The sequence below is a fragment of the Bradyrhizobium sp. SZCCHNR2028 genome (assembly GCF_032380995.1).
Classification (GTDB): domain Bacteria; phylum Pseudomonadota; class Alphaproteobacteria; order Rhizobiales; family Xanthobacteraceae; genus Bradyrhizobium.
The window spans coordinates 160,322-175,497 of sequence record NZ_JAUHJF010000009.1 but is presented as its reverse complement, the minus strand read 5'-3'; the positions used below and the strand labels follow the sequence as shown (position 1 = coordinate 175,497).

Annotated in this window: 11 protein-coding genes; 5 read left to right on the top strand and 6 right to left on the bottom strand. The window is 66.2% G+C overall.

All coding sequences use genetic code 11. From position 1 onward, the window contains the following. Positions 1-3 precede the first annotated feature (3 nt). Together polA and QX121_RS17015 are read right to left on the bottom strand one after the other, a co-directional pair. Positions 4-3,069: a DNA polymerase I gene (gene polA / locus QX121_RS17020; protein ID WP_315812553.1), complete on the bottom strand. Its 3,066-nt coding sequence runs from the start codon at positions 3,067-3,069 to the stop codon at positions 4-6. 72 nt (positions 3,070-3,141) lie between these two features. Beyond that, positions 3,142-3,993: a LysR family transcriptional regulator gene (locus tag QX121_RS17015; protein WP_315812552.1), complete on the bottom strand. Its 852-nt coding sequence runs from the start codon at positions 3,991-3,993 to the stop codon at positions 3,142-3,144. 99 nt (positions 3,994-4,092) lie between these two features. Between QX121_RS17015 and QX121_RS17010 the strand changes: the two genes are divergently transcribed. Continuing rightward, positions 4,093-5,061: a quinone oxidoreductase gene (locus QX121_RS17010; protein ID WP_315812551.1), complete on the top strand. Its 969-nt coding sequence runs from the start codon at positions 4,093-4,095 to the stop codon at positions 5,059-5,061. Positions 5,062-5,069: 8 nt separating this feature from the next. Here the strand turns inward: QX121_RS17010 and QX121_RS17005 are convergent, their stop codons facing one another. Continuing rightward, entirely contained in the window at positions 5,070-6,122 is a 1,053-nt protein-coding gene (locus tag QX121_RS17005; protein WP_315812550.1) for an acyltransferase family protein, read from the bottom strand. A gap of 151 nt (positions 6,123-6,273) precedes the next feature. Between QX121_RS17005 and QX121_RS17000 the strand changes: the two genes are divergently transcribed. The 4 genes from QX121_RS17000 (at position 6,274) to QX121_RS16985 (ending at position 12,583) form a co-directional block, all read left to right on the top strand. Continuing rightward, positions 6,274-7,593, top strand: coding sequence for a UDP-glucose/GDP-mannose dehydrogenase family protein (locus tag QX121_RS17000; RefSeq protein ID WP_315734961.1), 1,320 nt, complete (start codon positions 6,274-6,276; stop codon positions 7,591-7,593). Positions 7,594-7,722: 129 nt separating this feature from the next. Further along, positions 7,723-10,197: an ATP-dependent helicase HrpB gene (gene hrpB, locus QX121_RS16995; protein WP_315812549.1), complete on the top strand. Its 2,475-nt coding sequence runs from the start codon at positions 7,723-7,725 to the stop codon at positions 10,195-10,197. 161 nt (positions 10,198-10,358) lie between these two features. After that, complete coding sequence (locus QX121_RS16990; protein ID WP_315773682.1) at positions 10,359-10,859, top strand: TIGR02281 family clan AA aspartic protease; 501 nt, start codon at positions 10,359-10,361, stop codon at positions 10,857-10,859. Between the two features lie 224 nt (positions 10,860-11,083). Continuing rightward, the gene (locus QX121_RS16985; protein ID WP_315812548.1) at positions 11,084-12,583 is read left to right on the top strand and encodes a phosphomannomutase/phosphoglucomutase; all 1,500 of its coding nucleotides are present in this window, start codon (positions 11,084-11,086) and stop codon (positions 12,581-12,583) included. 63 nt (positions 12,584-12,646) lie between these two features. Here the strand turns inward: QX121_RS16985 and QX121_RS16980 are convergent, their stop codons facing one another. From QX121_RS16980 to QX121_RS16970, 3 genes are all read right to left on the bottom strand, one after another. Next, positions 12,647-14,113 carry a methyl-accepting chemotaxis protein gene (locus QX121_RS16980; protein WP_315812547.1) on the bottom strand — a complete coding sequence of 489 codons (1,467 nt, stop codon included), beginning with the start codon at positions 14,111-14,113 and terminating at the stop codon, positions 12,647-12,649. 20 nt (positions 14,114-14,133) lie between these two features. Beyond that, positions 14,134-14,463, bottom strand: a complete 330-nt coding sequence (locus tag QX121_RS16975; RefSeq protein ID WP_315799186.1) for a hypothetical protein — start codon at positions 14,461-14,463, stop codon at positions 14,134-14,136. Positions 14,464-14,575: 112 nt separating this feature from the next. Further along, positions 14,576-15,076, bottom strand: coding sequence for an Lrp/AsnC family transcriptional regulator (locus QX121_RS16970; RefSeq protein WP_315773624.1), 501 nt, complete (start codon positions 15,074-15,076; stop codon positions 14,576-14,578). Positions 15,077-15,176: the final 100 nt, after the last annotated feature.

Genomic DNA, 15,176 nt, shown 5'->3' with positions numbered 1-15,176 from the left:
TCCTCAATGCGCCTCATCCCAGTTATCAGCCGCGCGGGCGTCGACATGTAGCGGCACCGACAGCAGCACCGCCGGGAAGGGGGCGTCCTGCATGACGTGCTGCACCACCGGCAAGGTCGCGGCGACCTCGTCGTCCGGCACCTCGAAGATCAGTTCGTCATGCACCTGCAGCAGCATCTGAGCCGACAGCTTCTTTTGCGCCAGGGCCTCCTCGACGCGGGTCATGGCGCGCCGGATGATGTCGGCTGCGGTGCCCTGCAGCCGCGCGTTGATCGCGGCGCGCTCGTTGAAGGCGCGGACCGAGGCGTTCGATGCCTTGATCTCCGGGTAATGGCACTTGCGGCCGAACAGCGTGACGACATAGCCGTGCTTGCGGCAGAACTCCTTGGTCGCATCCATGTAGTCGCGAATGCCCGGGAAGCGCTCGAAATAGCGCTTGATGTAGGCCGAGGCCTCCTCGCGGGCGATGCCGAGCTGGTTGGCAAGGCCGAAGGCGGAGATGCCATAGATGATGCCGAAATTGATCGCCTTGGCGCGGCGGCGGACTTCGCTCGGCATGTCCTTGATCGGCACGCCGAACATTTCGGACGCCGTCATCGCGTGAATGTCGAGCCCGTCCTTGAACGCCTGCTTCAGCACCGGGATGTCCGCGATCTCCGCCAACAGCCGCAACTCGATCTGCGAGTAGTCGGCCGACACCAGCTTGTGGCCGGGAGTCGCGATGAAGGCGCGGCGGATCTTGCGGCCATCTTCGGTCCGGACTGGGATGTTCTGCAGGTTCGGCTCGTTCGACGACAGCCGGCCGGTGGTGGTCGCCGCCAGCGCGTAGGTGGTGTGCACGCGATGCGTCTGCGGGTTGACATAGGTCGGCAGCGCATCGGTATAGGTCGATTTCAGCTTCGAGACCTGGCGCCATTCCAGGATCTTGCGCGCGAACTCGTTGCCTTGCTCGGCGAGGTCGTCGAGAATCGATGCGGACGTCGACCAGGCGCCGGTCTTGGTCTTGGTGCCACCCGAAAGGCCCATCTTGCCGAACAGGATGTCGCCGATCTGCTTGGGGCTGCCGACATTGATCGGCTCGCCGGCCAGCTCCTGCAGCTCGGCCTCGACCCTAGCGGCAGTCTGGGCGAAATCGCCGGACAGACGCGACAGCACCTGGCGGTCGATCGAGATGCCGCGCCGCTCCATGCGCGCGAGCACCGGCACCAGCGGCCGCTCCAAGGTCTCGTAGACGGCGGTCATGCGCTCGGCCGTGAGGCGCGGCTTCAGCACGCGCCAGACGCGATGAATGACATCGGCCGCTTCGGCCGAATGCGCCGCGGCCCGGTCGATCGCGACCTGCTCGAACGTCAGCTTGTTCTTGCCGCTGCCGATCAGCTCGCTTTCGCCGAGCACGGCGTGGCCGAGCACGTGCTCGGCCAGAGACTCGAGCTTGTGCGAGCCGCGCCCGGCATCGAGCGCGTAGCTCATCAGCTGGATGTCGTCGACATTCGCCAGCGTGATGCCGTGCTGCGCCAGCAGCACGGCGATGAACTTGATGTTGTAGCCGATCTTGAGCAGCCCTGTGGATTCGAGGACCGGCTTCAGCGCGGCGAGCGCATCGCTCTCCTTGATTTGGTCCGGCGCGAGCCCGGCATCGAACAGGCCGCCGCCATCGCCGGCCTGGCGATGCGCCAGCGGGATGTAGCAGGCCTCATTCGGCGCAAGTGCCAGGGCGATGCCGCACAAGCTAGCCTGCATCGGATCGATCGAGCTGGCCTTGACCTCGAGAGTGACGCGGCCGAAGTCATGGATGCGCGCGAGCCAGGTGTTCAACTCTGGGAGGCTACGCAGCGTCTGGTACTTGTCGCGATCGATCCGCCCGCTCTTCGCCGCCTCCGCCCTGGATTCCGCGAGGCTCGCCGGCGTGCCCTTGCTCATCGCCGACTTGTCGGTACGCGGATCACCGGTGCGAGGGCTCCCTCCCCCCTTGTGGGGGAGGGCTGGGGAGAGGGGTGCTGCGGCGGCACCGTTGGTGGGGTGCCCCCCTCCCTGACCCTCCCCCACAAGGGGGGAGGGAACGGAGGCAGCAGTGCCCGCACCACTCTTCAACTGCTCATCCGCCGACACGTCGGCGGGATCGATGTGCGAATACTCTGCGACGCGGCGCGTCAGCGTCGTGAACTCCATCGCCTTCAGGAACGCGATCAGCTTGCGCGGATCCGGCTCGTGCACCGCGAGGTCGTCGAGCGGCACCTCGAGCGCGACCTTGTCGTCGAGCAGCACCAGTTGGCGCGAGAGCCGCGCCTTCTCGGCGTTCTCGATCAGAGCCTCGCGCCGCTTCGGCTGCTTGATCTCGCCCGCGCGCGTCAGCAGCCCTTCGAGATCGCCATAGTCGGTGATCAGCTGCGCGGCGGTCTTGATGCCGATGCCGGGCACGCCCGGTACGTTGTCGGTGGAATCGCCGGCCAGCGCCTGCACCTCGACCACCTTCTCCGGCGGCACGCCGAACTTCTCGATGACTTCGGCGATGCCGACGCGGCGGTCCTTCATCGTGTCGTACATCGTGACGCAGTCGTTGACGAGCTGCATCAAATCCTTGTCGGAGGACACGATGGTGGTGGTGGCGCCGCGCTCGCAGGCAAGCCGCGCATAGGTCGCGATCAAATCGTCGGCCTCGTAGCCGGCCTGCTCCAGGCAGGGCAGCTCGAAGGCGCGGACCGCCTCGCGGATCAGCGCGAATTGGGGGATCAGATCGTCGGGCGCCGGCGGCCGGTGCGCCTTGTAGTCGGCATAGATCTTGTTGCGGAACGTGACCTCGGACTTGTCGAACACGATGGCCAGATGCGTGGGACGGTCGGTCTCGGGCATGTCGCGCAGCAGCTTCCACAGCATGTTGCAGAAGCCGAGCACGGCATTGACCTGCAGCCCGTCGGACTTGCGGTTGAGTGGCGGCAGCGCGTGATAGGCGCGGAAGATGTAGGACGAGCCGTCGACCAGGAACACATGGTCGCCCTTGGCCGCGCCCTTGGCGGCGGCAGGCGCGGGAGCGGCGGGCGTGGCGGCGGCTTTCTGGGGAGCTTTGGGCATGGCCGCAATGTAGGGATTTTCGCTCGCATTGACAGCCGTGACGACGCCATGCGCACCGGATTTTTCCGCCCCTCAGTCCGGTCGGACGCAGCGGGTCAGGAACTCCATGACGGCGCGAATGAGGGGCGTGCGCCTAAGGTCGCGATGAACGATGAGCCAGATGTCCCTGCTGATGGCCGCGCCGGCTTCGAAGCGGGTGAGGTCGGGATCATGATCGCCGAGAAAATGCGGCAGGGCGGCGAGCCCCAGCCCTGCGCGCGCCGCTGCGGCCTGGCTCTCGAGATCGCTGCTCCGAAACACGATCGTGCGCTGCCCGGCGACCGCCTTCAGCCATTGCTGCTGGGGTGCCGAGTCCATGCTGGCATCATAGGCGATGAATCCGAGCGCATGCTGCGGCGTCTCCTTGAGATAGTGCGGCGCGCCGTAGAGGTTGAAGCCAAAGCGGCCGATCTTGCGTGCGATCAGGCCGGGCTCGTCGGGACGCGACAGTCGCAGAGCGATGTCGGCTTCCCGTCGGTTGAGCGAGGCGCTGCGCTTCTCGCCGATCAGCTTGATGATGATGGCGGGATGCCGTCGGTGCAGCTCGACCAGCCGTGGCGCGATCAGCCTGTTGGCGAGCGTCGGCGGCGCGCTGACCGAGACCTCACCGGCCAGACCGGGACGCGATGCGACCACGGCGCGCTCGATCGCGAACGCGGCCTGCTCCATCGGGCCGGCGGCCGCGGCGAGGCGGCGGCCGTCCTCGGTCAGCTCATAGGCCCGCGCTCGGCGGTCGACCAGCTTCAGTCCGGTGGCCCGTTCCAGGGCCGCGACCCGGCGGGCCACCGTGACATGATCGACGCCGAGACCACGTGCGGCGGCCGACAGCGTGCCCTCGCGGGCCAGCGTCACGAAGTGGTGAAGGTCGGTCCAGTCGATCCGCATGTTCGAATATTCACAATAGGGGAGCCAAATTGGGCAATTCCGCAGAATGCCAACGCTGACCACACTGTCCGGATCAAGGCAAGATGTGTGGAGACGGGCATGGTTGCTATCGTTCGACTGAAGTCACCCGGTGGCGCGGAGAATCTGGTGCTGGAGAATGTTGAGCTGCCGGCGCCGGGCGCCAACGAGATCCGGCTGCGCCACACCGCGATCGGCGTGAACTTCATCGATATCTATCAGCGCAGCGGCCTCTATCCGCTGCCCGATGGAATTCCTGGCGTCGAAGGGGCGGGGATCGTGACGGCGAAAGGCGCGGACGTGACAGAGTTGTCCGTCGGCGACCGCGTCGCCTATGCCGGCGCCCCGGTCGGCGCCTATGCCTCGGAGCGAAATCTGCCCGCCTGGCGCGCGGTGCCGCTGCCCGACGCCGTGTCTGAAGCGAGCGCTGCGTCGACCCTGCTGAAAGGCATCACCGCGGCGATGCTGCTCAATCGTACCTATGCCGTCGGAGCCGGAACGACGTTGTTGGTGCACAGTGCCGCCGGCGGGCTCGGCCAGGTGCTGACGCGACTGGCTCGGCTGCGCGGCGCGACCGTCATCGGCACGGTGAGCTCGGAGGCCAAGGCGGAGCTCGCGCGTGCCGCTGGCGCGCGCCATCTGATCGTCGGCCGGGATGCTGACTTTGTCGATGCCGTGAAGCGATTGACCGACGGGCGCGGCGTCGACGTCGCCTATGATGGCGTCGGCGGCAAGACGCTTGCGCGGACGCTCGCCTGCGTCAGGCCGTTCGGGACGGTCGCCAGCATCGGTCAGTCCGGCGGTCCAATTCCAAGCCTTGCCGTCGAGGAGCTGGGGCCGCGCCGCAGCCTGTCGCTGGCACGGCCGAGCGTGATGGCCCATGTCAACGATGTCGCCGACTATCGCAGGGATGCAGCGACGGTTCTCGCCGCGCTCGCCGATGGCGATCTCGTCGGCCACGGCACCGCGTATCCGCTGGCGCGGGTCGTCGAGGCCCATATCGATCTGGAGAGCGGCCGCAGCCGTGGCGCGCTGCTTCTGGTGCCCTGACGGTGAGGCTACTCCGCCGGCTGCAACACGGCTTTCGGCTTCAGCGGAGCGATCCAGAACGCGATGGGGCGTTCGAACAGGAAGCGGGCGCCGACGCGGAGCGCGAGGCGCCAGATCAGGAGCGCGCCGAGCACGCCGGCGATCGTGACCAGCAGCGAGATCGTTCCGATGTCCCCGATCACCCCGGTCTTCAGCAGGACTGTGCGTGTGGCTGCCATGGGCAGGAAGAAGGCGAGGTAGATCACGATCGAATGCTCGCCACAGAAGCGCAGCGCATTGAGGAGTTGCGCGCGCGCCAGCAGCGTGCCGGCGATGATGATGGCGACCGCGCCGGCATAGCCAAGCATGAGGGAGACAGCCGGCCATTCGCTGACACCGAGGTTCACCAGCGACTGGTTGATCACCGCCCAGGCGAGCAGGCCGACGATGGCGAGCATCGGCTGCGCCCGCGCGCGGTCCGACAGCGCGAAGATGGTGGTCGCGAACAGATAGCCGGAATAGATGTAGACGAAGCGGGCGCAGAATTCGTCGATCACGGTCCAGCCAGTGACGATATGCGACATTTCCAGGCCGGCCGCGATGCCCCAGATCACCGGCGCCGGCAGCTTTCGTGTCAGTTTGATGACGACGAAGAAGATCGGCAGCAGATAGATGAACCACAGCGTGCCGAACGGCTCGACGAAGGATTCGAGATACAGATAGCCGGCATGTTGCCAGCCGGAGGCCGCGGCGAAGCCGGGCGCCTTGAAGCCGAACTGGATGGTCACCCACAGCACGTAGAAATAGGCGAAATGCACGACCTTGCGGTCGATATAGGTGCGCCAATCCCGGTCGATCACCAGCGGCAGGAACAGGCCGGAAATCAGGAAGAAGTCGGGCATCCGGAACGGCTTGGCGAATGCGACGACGGCGTGCATGAAGCCGGTCTCGCCGGCGGCCAGCTCGACGCCGAGCACCGAGTGCATCATCACGACCATGATGATGCAGATACCCTTGGCGTAGTCGACCCAGTCGATGCGCGCCTCGGTTCCGGCCGATTTCGGCGTACCATTTGCGGTCATGCTGTCCCTCTTTGGCGCGGAGCTGCCGCATTGTCGGGCAGAGCCGTTAATACTCCTCCTTGTCATCCAAACGTCATGCCGTTTTCTAAATTCCCCTTGAACCGCAAATGGTTTAAGACGCGAAAGTATTAACCTTGAAGGATGGGTTTCGATGCGAATTGCGATGATCGGCACGGGCTATGTGGGGCTGGTGTCCGGTGCCTGCTTCGCCGATTTCGGCCACCAGGTGACCTGCGTGGACAAGGACGAGAGCAAGATCGCCGCGCTGCATCGCGGAGAAATCCCGATCTTCGAGCCCGGCCTGGATGCGCTGGTCGCGGCCAACGTCAAGGCCAAGCGGCTCGATTTCACCACGGACCTCAAGCAGCCGGTCGCGGAGGCCGATGCCGTGTTCATCGCGGTTGGTACGCCGTCGCGGCGCGGCGACGGTCACGCCGACCTCACCTACGTCTATGCCGCAGCGCGCGAGATCGCAGCCTCCCTCACCGGCTTCACCGTGGTCGTGACGAAGTCGACGGTGCCGGTCGGCACCGGCGACGAGGTCGAGCGCATCATCCGCGAGACCAATCCGACGGCCGATGTCGTCGTTGCCTCCAATCCGGAATTCCTGCGCGAAGGTGCCGCGATCCGCGATTTCAAATGGCCGGATCGCATCGTCGTCGGCACCGCGGACGAGCGCGGCCGCAAGGTGCTCGGCGACATCTATCGCCCGCTGTCGTTGAACCAGGCGCCGATGATGTACACCGAGCGCCGCACCGCCGAGCTGATCAAGTACGCCGCCAACGCGTTCCTCGCCACCAAGATCACCTTCATCAACGAGGTCGCCGATCTCGCCGAGAAGGTCGGTGCCGACGTGCAGGAGGTGGCGCGCGGCATCGGTCTCGACAACCGCATCGGCTCCAAGTTCCTGCATGCCGGTCCGGGCTTCGGCGGCTCGTGCTTTCCGAAGGATACGCGCGCGCTGATCAAGATCGCGCAGGACTACGACACGCAGCTGCGCATCGTCGAATCGGTGCTGGCCGTCAACGACAACCGCAAGCGAGCGATGGCGCGCAAGGTCGCGCATGCGGTCGGCGGCAATCTGCGCGGCAAGACGGTGGCGGTGCTCGGCCTCACCTTCAAGCCGGAGACCGACGACATGCGCGAGGCGCCGTCGATCCCGCTGGTGACCGGGCTGCTCGACATGGGCGCCAAGGTGCGCGCGCATGATCCGGTCGGCATCGAGCAGGCCAAGAAGGAGCTGCCGGAGATCGCCTATTTCGACGATCCCTATGAGTGCGCGACGGGCGCCGATGCGATCGTGCTGGTGACCGAATGGGTGCAGTACCGCGCCATGGATCTCGATCGCCTCAAGGAGGTGATGGCCCATCCGGTCGTCGTCGACCTGCGCAACGTCTACCGCCCCGACGAGATGGCCGCTCACGGCTTCGTCTACGAGAGCGTGGGCAGGCCGTCGGTGAAGGGCGCGTGATGTGAGGAGCGTGACATGACGTTGTCATACCCCGCGTAGGCGGGGTATCCAGTAGCCTCGATCTTCGTCATCCGCGAGATCTGCGTCTACTGGATTGTCCGCCTTCGCGGGCAATGACGGGTTCAACGATTGCCCCTTCGCTTCGACACACCGCTGCCCATCGACGCCGTGCTGGACGACCTGTCCGGCACGCTCGAACGCAGCAACACCGCCGTTCTGGTGGCGCCGCCCGGCGCCGGCAAGACCACGCGGGTGCCGCTGGCCTTGCGTGATGCGCCGTGGGTCGGAACTAAGAAGATCATCGTGCTGGAGCCCCGCCGGATCGCGGCCCGCGCCAGCGCCGAGCGGATGGCGAAGTCGCTCGGCGAGCGCGTAGGCGACACCGTCGGCTACCGCGTGCGCTTCGGCTCGAAGATCTCGCGCGCGACCCGCATCGAGGTCGTCACCGAGGGCATCTTCACGCGGCAGATCCTGGATGATCCCGAGCTGACCGGCGTCGCCGCCGTGCTGTTCGACGAATTCCACGAGCGCTCGCTCGATGCCGATCTCGGCCTGGCGTTGGCGCGTGATGCGCAGCAGGGGCTGCGCGAGGATCTCCGCATCCTCGTGATGTCGGCGACGCTCGACGGCGCCCGCGTCGCTACCCTGCTCGGCAATGCACCGGTGGTCGAGAGCGAGGGCCGCGCCTATCCGGTGGAGACCCGCTATGTCGGCCGCAAGCCGGATGCGCCCGTCGAGCGCCAGATGGCCGAGACCATCGCTACCGCTTTGCGCGCCGATGCGGGCTCGGTGCTGGCGTTCCTGCCCGGCGCGGCCGAGATCCGCCGCACCCAGACCATGCTGGCCGAGCGCGTTCACGACGCAGCGATCGAGATCGTACCGCTGTTCGGTGCGCTCGATGCCGCGGTCCAGGACCGCGCCATCTCGCCGGCGCCGAAGGGCAGCCGCAAGGTGGTGCTGGCGACCTCGATTGCCGAGACTTCGTTGACCATCGAGGGCGTCCGCATCGTGGTCGATTCCGGGCTCGCCCGGGTGCCGCGCTACGAGCCGGACATCGGCCTGACCCGGCTAGAGACGGTGCGGGCTTCGCGCGCCGCTGTCGATCAGCGCCGCGGCCGCGCCGGCCGCACCGAGCCTGGCGTCTGCTACCGGTTATGGGACGAGCCGCAGACGGCCTCGCTGGCGGCCTATACGCAGCCGGAAATTCTCAGCGCCGACCTGTCCTCGCTGGTGCTCGATCTGGCGCAATGGGGTGTCAATGACCCCTCCGCGCTGAGCTTCCTCGATCCGCCGCCGCAACCGGCCTGGAAGGAGGCGCGTGATCTGCTGCGCGAGCTCGGCGCGCTCGACGAAGAAGGCCGCCTCACCGACGAGGGCCGCCGCCTGCGGGCGCTGGCGCTGCCGCCGCGGCTCGCCCGCATGATCGTCGACGCCGCTGATTATGGCGCCGCCGCGCAGGCCGCCGACATCGCCGCCATCCTGACCGAGCGCGGGCTCGGCGGCGACAGCGTTGATCTCGAGGTCAGGCTCGATCAGTTCCGTCGCGACCGCTCGCAACGGGCGCAGAGTGCGCGTGACATGGCACGGCGCTGGGCGCAGCAGGTCGAGGCGGCTTCCTCCCCGCAAGTGCAAGGGCAGCTCAGCACCGGCTTGATGCTCGCCTTCGCCTTTCCCGACCGGATCGCGCGCAACCGCGGCAATGCCAGCTTCGTGCTCGCCAATGGCCGTGGCGCCGCCGTCGAGCCGACCTCGTCGCTGGCGCGCGTACCCTATATCGCGGTCGGTGAGCTGACGGGAACGGCGGCCAGCGGCCGCATCCTGCTGGCGGCGCCGCTGGCGATCGAGGATATCGAGCGGCATTTTGCTGCGCATATCGAAGCGAGAGACGAGGTCAGCTTCGATCAAGACGCGATGGCGTTGCGGGCGCGGCGCCGGCGCAAGCTGCATGCGATCACCATGGCCGATGCGCCGGTCGCGCTGACGCCGTCGGAGGAGACCGCGCGCATCTTCGCCGACGGCATCTGCGCCGCGGGCCTTGACAGGCTGCCGTGGTCGAAGGCCGCCCTGCAATGGCGCGATCGCGTTACCTTCCTGCGCAAGGCGGAAGGCGACAGTTGGCCGGACCTGTCGGATGCGGGGCTTGCCGAGCGGCGCGAGGACTGGCTGGTGCCGCTGCTGGCCGACAAGACCTCGCTCAAGGAGGTCTCGCCCGGCGACGTCTCGGATGCCGTCATGGCACTGCTCCCCTGGGATCTGCGGGCCCGGCTCGACCGGGAGGCGCCGACGCATTTCGAGGCGCCGACCGGCACCATGCTGGCGATCGACTACGAGGCCGAGCAGGGGCCCACCATCGCGGTGCGGCTGCAGGAGCTGTTCGGCCTGAACGTCCATCCCTCGATCGCGCGCGGCGCGGTGCCCCTGGTGCTGGAGCTGCTGTCGCCGGCGCAGCGGCCGGTACAGGTGACGCGCGATCTGCCCGGCTTCTGGCGCGGCTCCTATGCCGCGGTCCGCACCGACCTGCGCGGCCGTTATCCGCGCCATCCCTGGCCCGACGATCCGGCCCATGCCGAGCCGACCCGGCGGGCCAAGCCGCGGGGAACGTAGCTCATGCAAATTGTACCGCCGCTATCGTTGTCGTTAACGCTTCACTCATCGTTTTCGCCAAAATGGCGGCGGCAGCCGGTCGCTCGCAGTCGCCCGTCAGCGGCTTTGATGGTCAAATCGGTTGCGGGGTAAAGTCGGGCGTTTGCGTCATGCGTAACATAATGATCTTTGCGGCCGTTCTCGTCGGTCTCGGCACCTTCATGGCGCAACTGGCCGATCGCCTGACCCCCGCGTCGGCATCCGCGACACCGTCCGTGCGGGTTGCCACGGCGGAGCCGTCTGCCGCGGGCCAGCGCAGCCTGAGCATTCCGACCGACCGCCGCGGTCACTTCCGCGCCGACGGCCGCATCGACGGCCAGCGCATCAGCTTCATGGTCGATACCGGCGCCTCGATGGTCGCGCTGAACGAAAGCTCGGCCGCCCGCTTCGGCCTGCGCCCTGCGCGCGGCGACTACACCGCCACCGTGACCACGGCCAACGGCACCGTGAAGGCGGCGCGGGCGAAGCTCGCGATGGTCGAGCTCGGCGAGCTCACCGTGCGCGATGTCGACGCGCTGGTGCTGCCCGATACGGCGCTGTCGGAGAACCTGCTCGGCCTGTCCTTCCTGTCCAAGCTGAAGCGTTTCGCTTACGCCAACGGCCAGATGGTGCTGGAGCAGTAGGCTGCACCGAAGCGGAATGTTGTTTCGCGCGTCACCGGCCCCCATATACCGGCAGGCAGGCCGATCCCGAGTCGCAGTCATTGAATAGTTCGTCGGGTGGCCTGCGCGAGCGGTCCTGCCCGATTGTTGCCTGCATTCCTCTGCCTTCTGACACTGTTGTCTGACGTCGTGCTAAGCATGAACGCCTTCTTCCATTGATGTGATATTGCCGAGGCCGTCTCCTGATGTTTCCGAAACCCAAGCCCGTCCTGGTTCCCAATACCTACGCCTTCGAATCCGAGCCGATGGTGAAGCCGACGGGCTTCCGCGAATATGACGCGCGCTGGCTGTTCAATAAGGAGATCAATTTGATGGGGGTGCAGGCGCTCGGCATGGGGCTGGGCGCGCTGATCGCCGAACGCGGCGTGAAGCAGGAGATCGTGACCGGGCACGATTTCCGCGGCTACTCCGCCTCGATCAAATACGCCCTGATTTCGGGCCTGATGGCCGCCGGCTGCAAGGTGCATGACGTCGGCCTCGCGGTGACGCCGATGGCCTATTTCGCGCAGTTCGATCTCGACGTGCCCTGCGTCGCCATGGTGACCGCCTCGCACAATGACAACGGCTGGACCGGCGTGAAGATGGGCGCCAACCGTCCGCTCACCTTCGGGCCCGAGGAGATGACCCGGCTGAAGGAGATCGTGCTCAACGCCGAGTTCAAGAACGGCGGTGGCGGCTCCTACCAATTTCACGAGAATTATCCGGCGCGCTACATCGCCGACCTCACCAGCCGTCCCAAGCTCAAGCGCAGGCTCAAGGTGGTCGCGGCCTGCGGCAACGGCACCGCGGGCGCGTTCGCGCCGCAGGTGCTGGAGGCGATCGGCTGCGAGGTGATCCCGCTCGACACCGAGCTCGATCACACCTTCCCGAAATACAATCCCAATCCCGAAGACATGGAGATGCTGCACGCCATCCGCGATGCCGTGCTCGCGCACGAGGCCGATGTCGGTCTCGGATTTGATGGCGACGGCGACCGCTGCGGCGTGGTCGACAACACCGGCGAGGAGATTTTTGCCGACAAGGTCGGCGTGATGCTGGCGCGCGACATGTCGGCGATCCACAAGAATGCGCAGTTCGTCGTCGACGTGAAATCAACCGGGCTGTTCATGACCGATCCGGTGCTGCAGGCCCAGGGCGCGAAGACCGTCTATTGGAAGACCGGCCATTCCTACATGAAGCGCCGCACCAACGAGCTCGGCGCGCTCGCCGGTTTCGAGAAATCCGGCCACTTCTTCTTCAACAAGCCATTCGGTCGCGGCTATGACGATGGTCTGGTCTCGGCGATCGCGATCTGCGAGATGCTCGATCGCGCGCCCGGAAAATCGATGGCCGACCTGAAGGACGCGCTGCCGAAGACCTGGTCGTCGCCGACGATGTCGCCGCATTGTGGCGACGAGGTCAAATACGGCGTCGCCGACGCCGTCGTGAAGCATTTCCAGGCGCTGCAGCAGCAGGGCGGCAAGGTCGCGGGCCAGCCGATCCGCGATCTCGTCACCGTCAATGGCGTGCGCGTCACGGTCGAGGACGGCAGCTGGGGTCTGGTGCGAGCGTCATCCAATAAGCCCGAGCTCGTGGTGGTAGTCGAAAGCCCGGTGTCCGAGCGGCGCATGCACGACATGTTCGAGGCGGTCAACGAGGTGCTGCGGACGCATCCCGAAGTCGGCGCCTACAACCAGACGATCTGAGGCCGCGTTGATGATGTCGCGCTAGGGCCGATGCTCGCGCTGATCCCATCCTATTCGATGGGATCAAGCGGCCCTCAGGGAGCTCAGGAACTGATCGACCTCGGATTTGAGCCGGGTCGATTGCGAGGTGAGTCCGTTCGCGGACTCCAGCAGGCGCGAGGCGGCGCTGCCGGTCTCGTCGGAGGCACGGGTCACGCTGCCCATGCTTTGGCTGACAAGCCGCGTGCCTTCGGCCGCCTGCTGCACGTTGCCGGAAATTTCTCCGGTGGCGAGGCCCTGCTGCTCGACCGCGGTGGCGATCTCCTTGGAGATTTCGTCGATCTCGGCAATCGTTCCCCCGATCGCCTGGATGGCGCTGACGGCGTCCCCCGTGGCGCTCTGGATGCTCTGCACCTGGCTGGAAATTTCCTCGGTGGCCTTCGCGGTCTGGTTGGCGAGCGCCTTGACCTCGCTTGCCACGACGGCGAAGCCCTTGCCGTGCTCGCCAGCGCGCGCCGCCTCGATGGTGGCATTCAGCGCCAGCAGGTTGGTCTGGCTGGCGATCGTCTGGATCAGCGTCACCACCTCGCCGATCTTCTGGGTGCCGGCAGCCAGGCTCTCGACCACCGTGTTGGTGCGGCGAGCTTCGTCCGCCGCTTTCGCGGCGATCTCCGCCGAGCGCGTCACCTGCTGCGAGATGTTGTTGATCGACGCAGTCAGCTCTTCCGTTGCTGCAGCGACCGTCTCGACATTGGTCGACGCCTGCTGCGAGGCGCCGGCCGCGGCCGACGTCTGGCGCGAGGACTCGGCGCTGCTCCGGCTCATCGACGAGGACAGGCTCTGCATCTCGTTTGCGGCGACGGCCACCGCCTCGACGATGCCGCCGATCTTGCGCTCGAAGCCCTCTGCCAGCTCGCGCCGGGCAAGATCGGTCTGCTGCTTGACGCGTTGCTCGGCCTCGAACCGCTCGGCGTTGGCGCGCGCCTCGGCAGCGATCGCCGATTCGGCTTCCGCGGTCTTGCGCGCGCTGGTTTCGAACAACTGCGTCAGCTTGAGCGCGAGGGCGATGAGAACGCCGGCCTCGATCAGCAGGATGACCGCATGCAGCACAACGCGGCCGAAATCAGCGCCGCCCGGGTAGATCGCTGCAGGAAAGACGAAGTTCAGGACCAGATGGTGAAGCGCGACGGCGACGGTGCCGGCCAGGATCGGCCGGTAGTCGCAATATGCGACCAGACAGGCCAGCGCCGCGAAGAAATACATGTGCATGTCGATCTGCCAGGCATGTCCGGACATCTGGTAGACGAGCACGGATACGCCGCCCATGACGGCGACTGCGACGGTGAGCTGGGTCGACAAAGTGTCGCCAGCGCTGCGCCAGGAAAGGGTTGCCACCACTGCCATGACGACCATGAGCATGGTCGGCATCAACCAGTCGCCGCGCGACAGCCCGATGATGAGGGAGAGCGGAACGTGAACCCAGAGCACCGCCAGCAGAAGCTTGCTGGTCGTGTGCCGGAGGGTTGCCAGATCGCTGGTCTCGACGGTCATTTCCTATTCCCCCAAAGAGATCATTTTGCAAAGCAGGCGGACACCGCCTGCGGATCGATGACGAGCCAGGCTCCGGCCTCGCGCAGCCGCGCCAAGCCGTCGTGTTCGCCGGGACGGACGACCAGCAGCGATGAAACGGTCGTCGTGCGCACGAGAGCGGCGTCAGCCGAGGCCGCAGCGAGCATCGCCTGTTGCGCGCTCCACCAAGGTGGGAAAGCGACGGCCACGATTTCGCTCCCCATGCGCACCTGGAGTGACAGCGCAGCAACCGCGACAAAGCTCGCGATCAGGAGCGCCGTGGCATTGAGCCAGGCGCGCGAAGGCTGAGGTATGGTTGCACCGGACGTCATCGCATCCAAGAATAGAGGGATGGGAATAACTTCAGGTAAACGTTCGTTAGGGATGACGACCGAGGTTCGGGACGCTAGCGCTGCAACGTCGAAGCTGCCCGGAATGCTCGGCTCAGACCGGCGGCACCGGCAGCGCCGTCACCGACTTGATCTTCTCCATGGCGAAGCGCGAGGTGACGTTCTTGAGGGGCACCGCGCTGATCAGCTTCTTGTAGAAGACATCGTAGCTCTGCATGTCCGCAACGACGACGCGCAGCATGTAGTCGACGTCGCCGGCCATCCGGTAGAACTCCATCACCTCCGGCATCGAGCTGACCGCCTCGGCGAATTTGCGCAGCCAGGCCTCAGAATGGTCGGCGCTCTCCACCGACACGAACACGGAGATGCCGAGCCCGATCTTGTTCTGATCGACCAGGGCCACCCGGCGCAGGATCACGCCATCGGCCTCCAGCCGCTGGATGCGCTTCCAGCACGGTGTCGACGACAGTCCGACCCGGTCGCCGATCTCGGCGACGGACAGCGAAGCGTCCTCCTGCAGGACCATCAGAATCTTGCGGTCGATGGCATCGAGCCGGCGATTGGCCTCGGAGCTTTGGGCGGCGACATCGGTCATGGAGAAACTTGTTCCATATGAAGGCTATAAAACCCTCATATAGAGAAAATCGTTCCAAGGCAAGGATCGGCCGTTCAGCCCGTTGCGGCCGGGTCTGGCC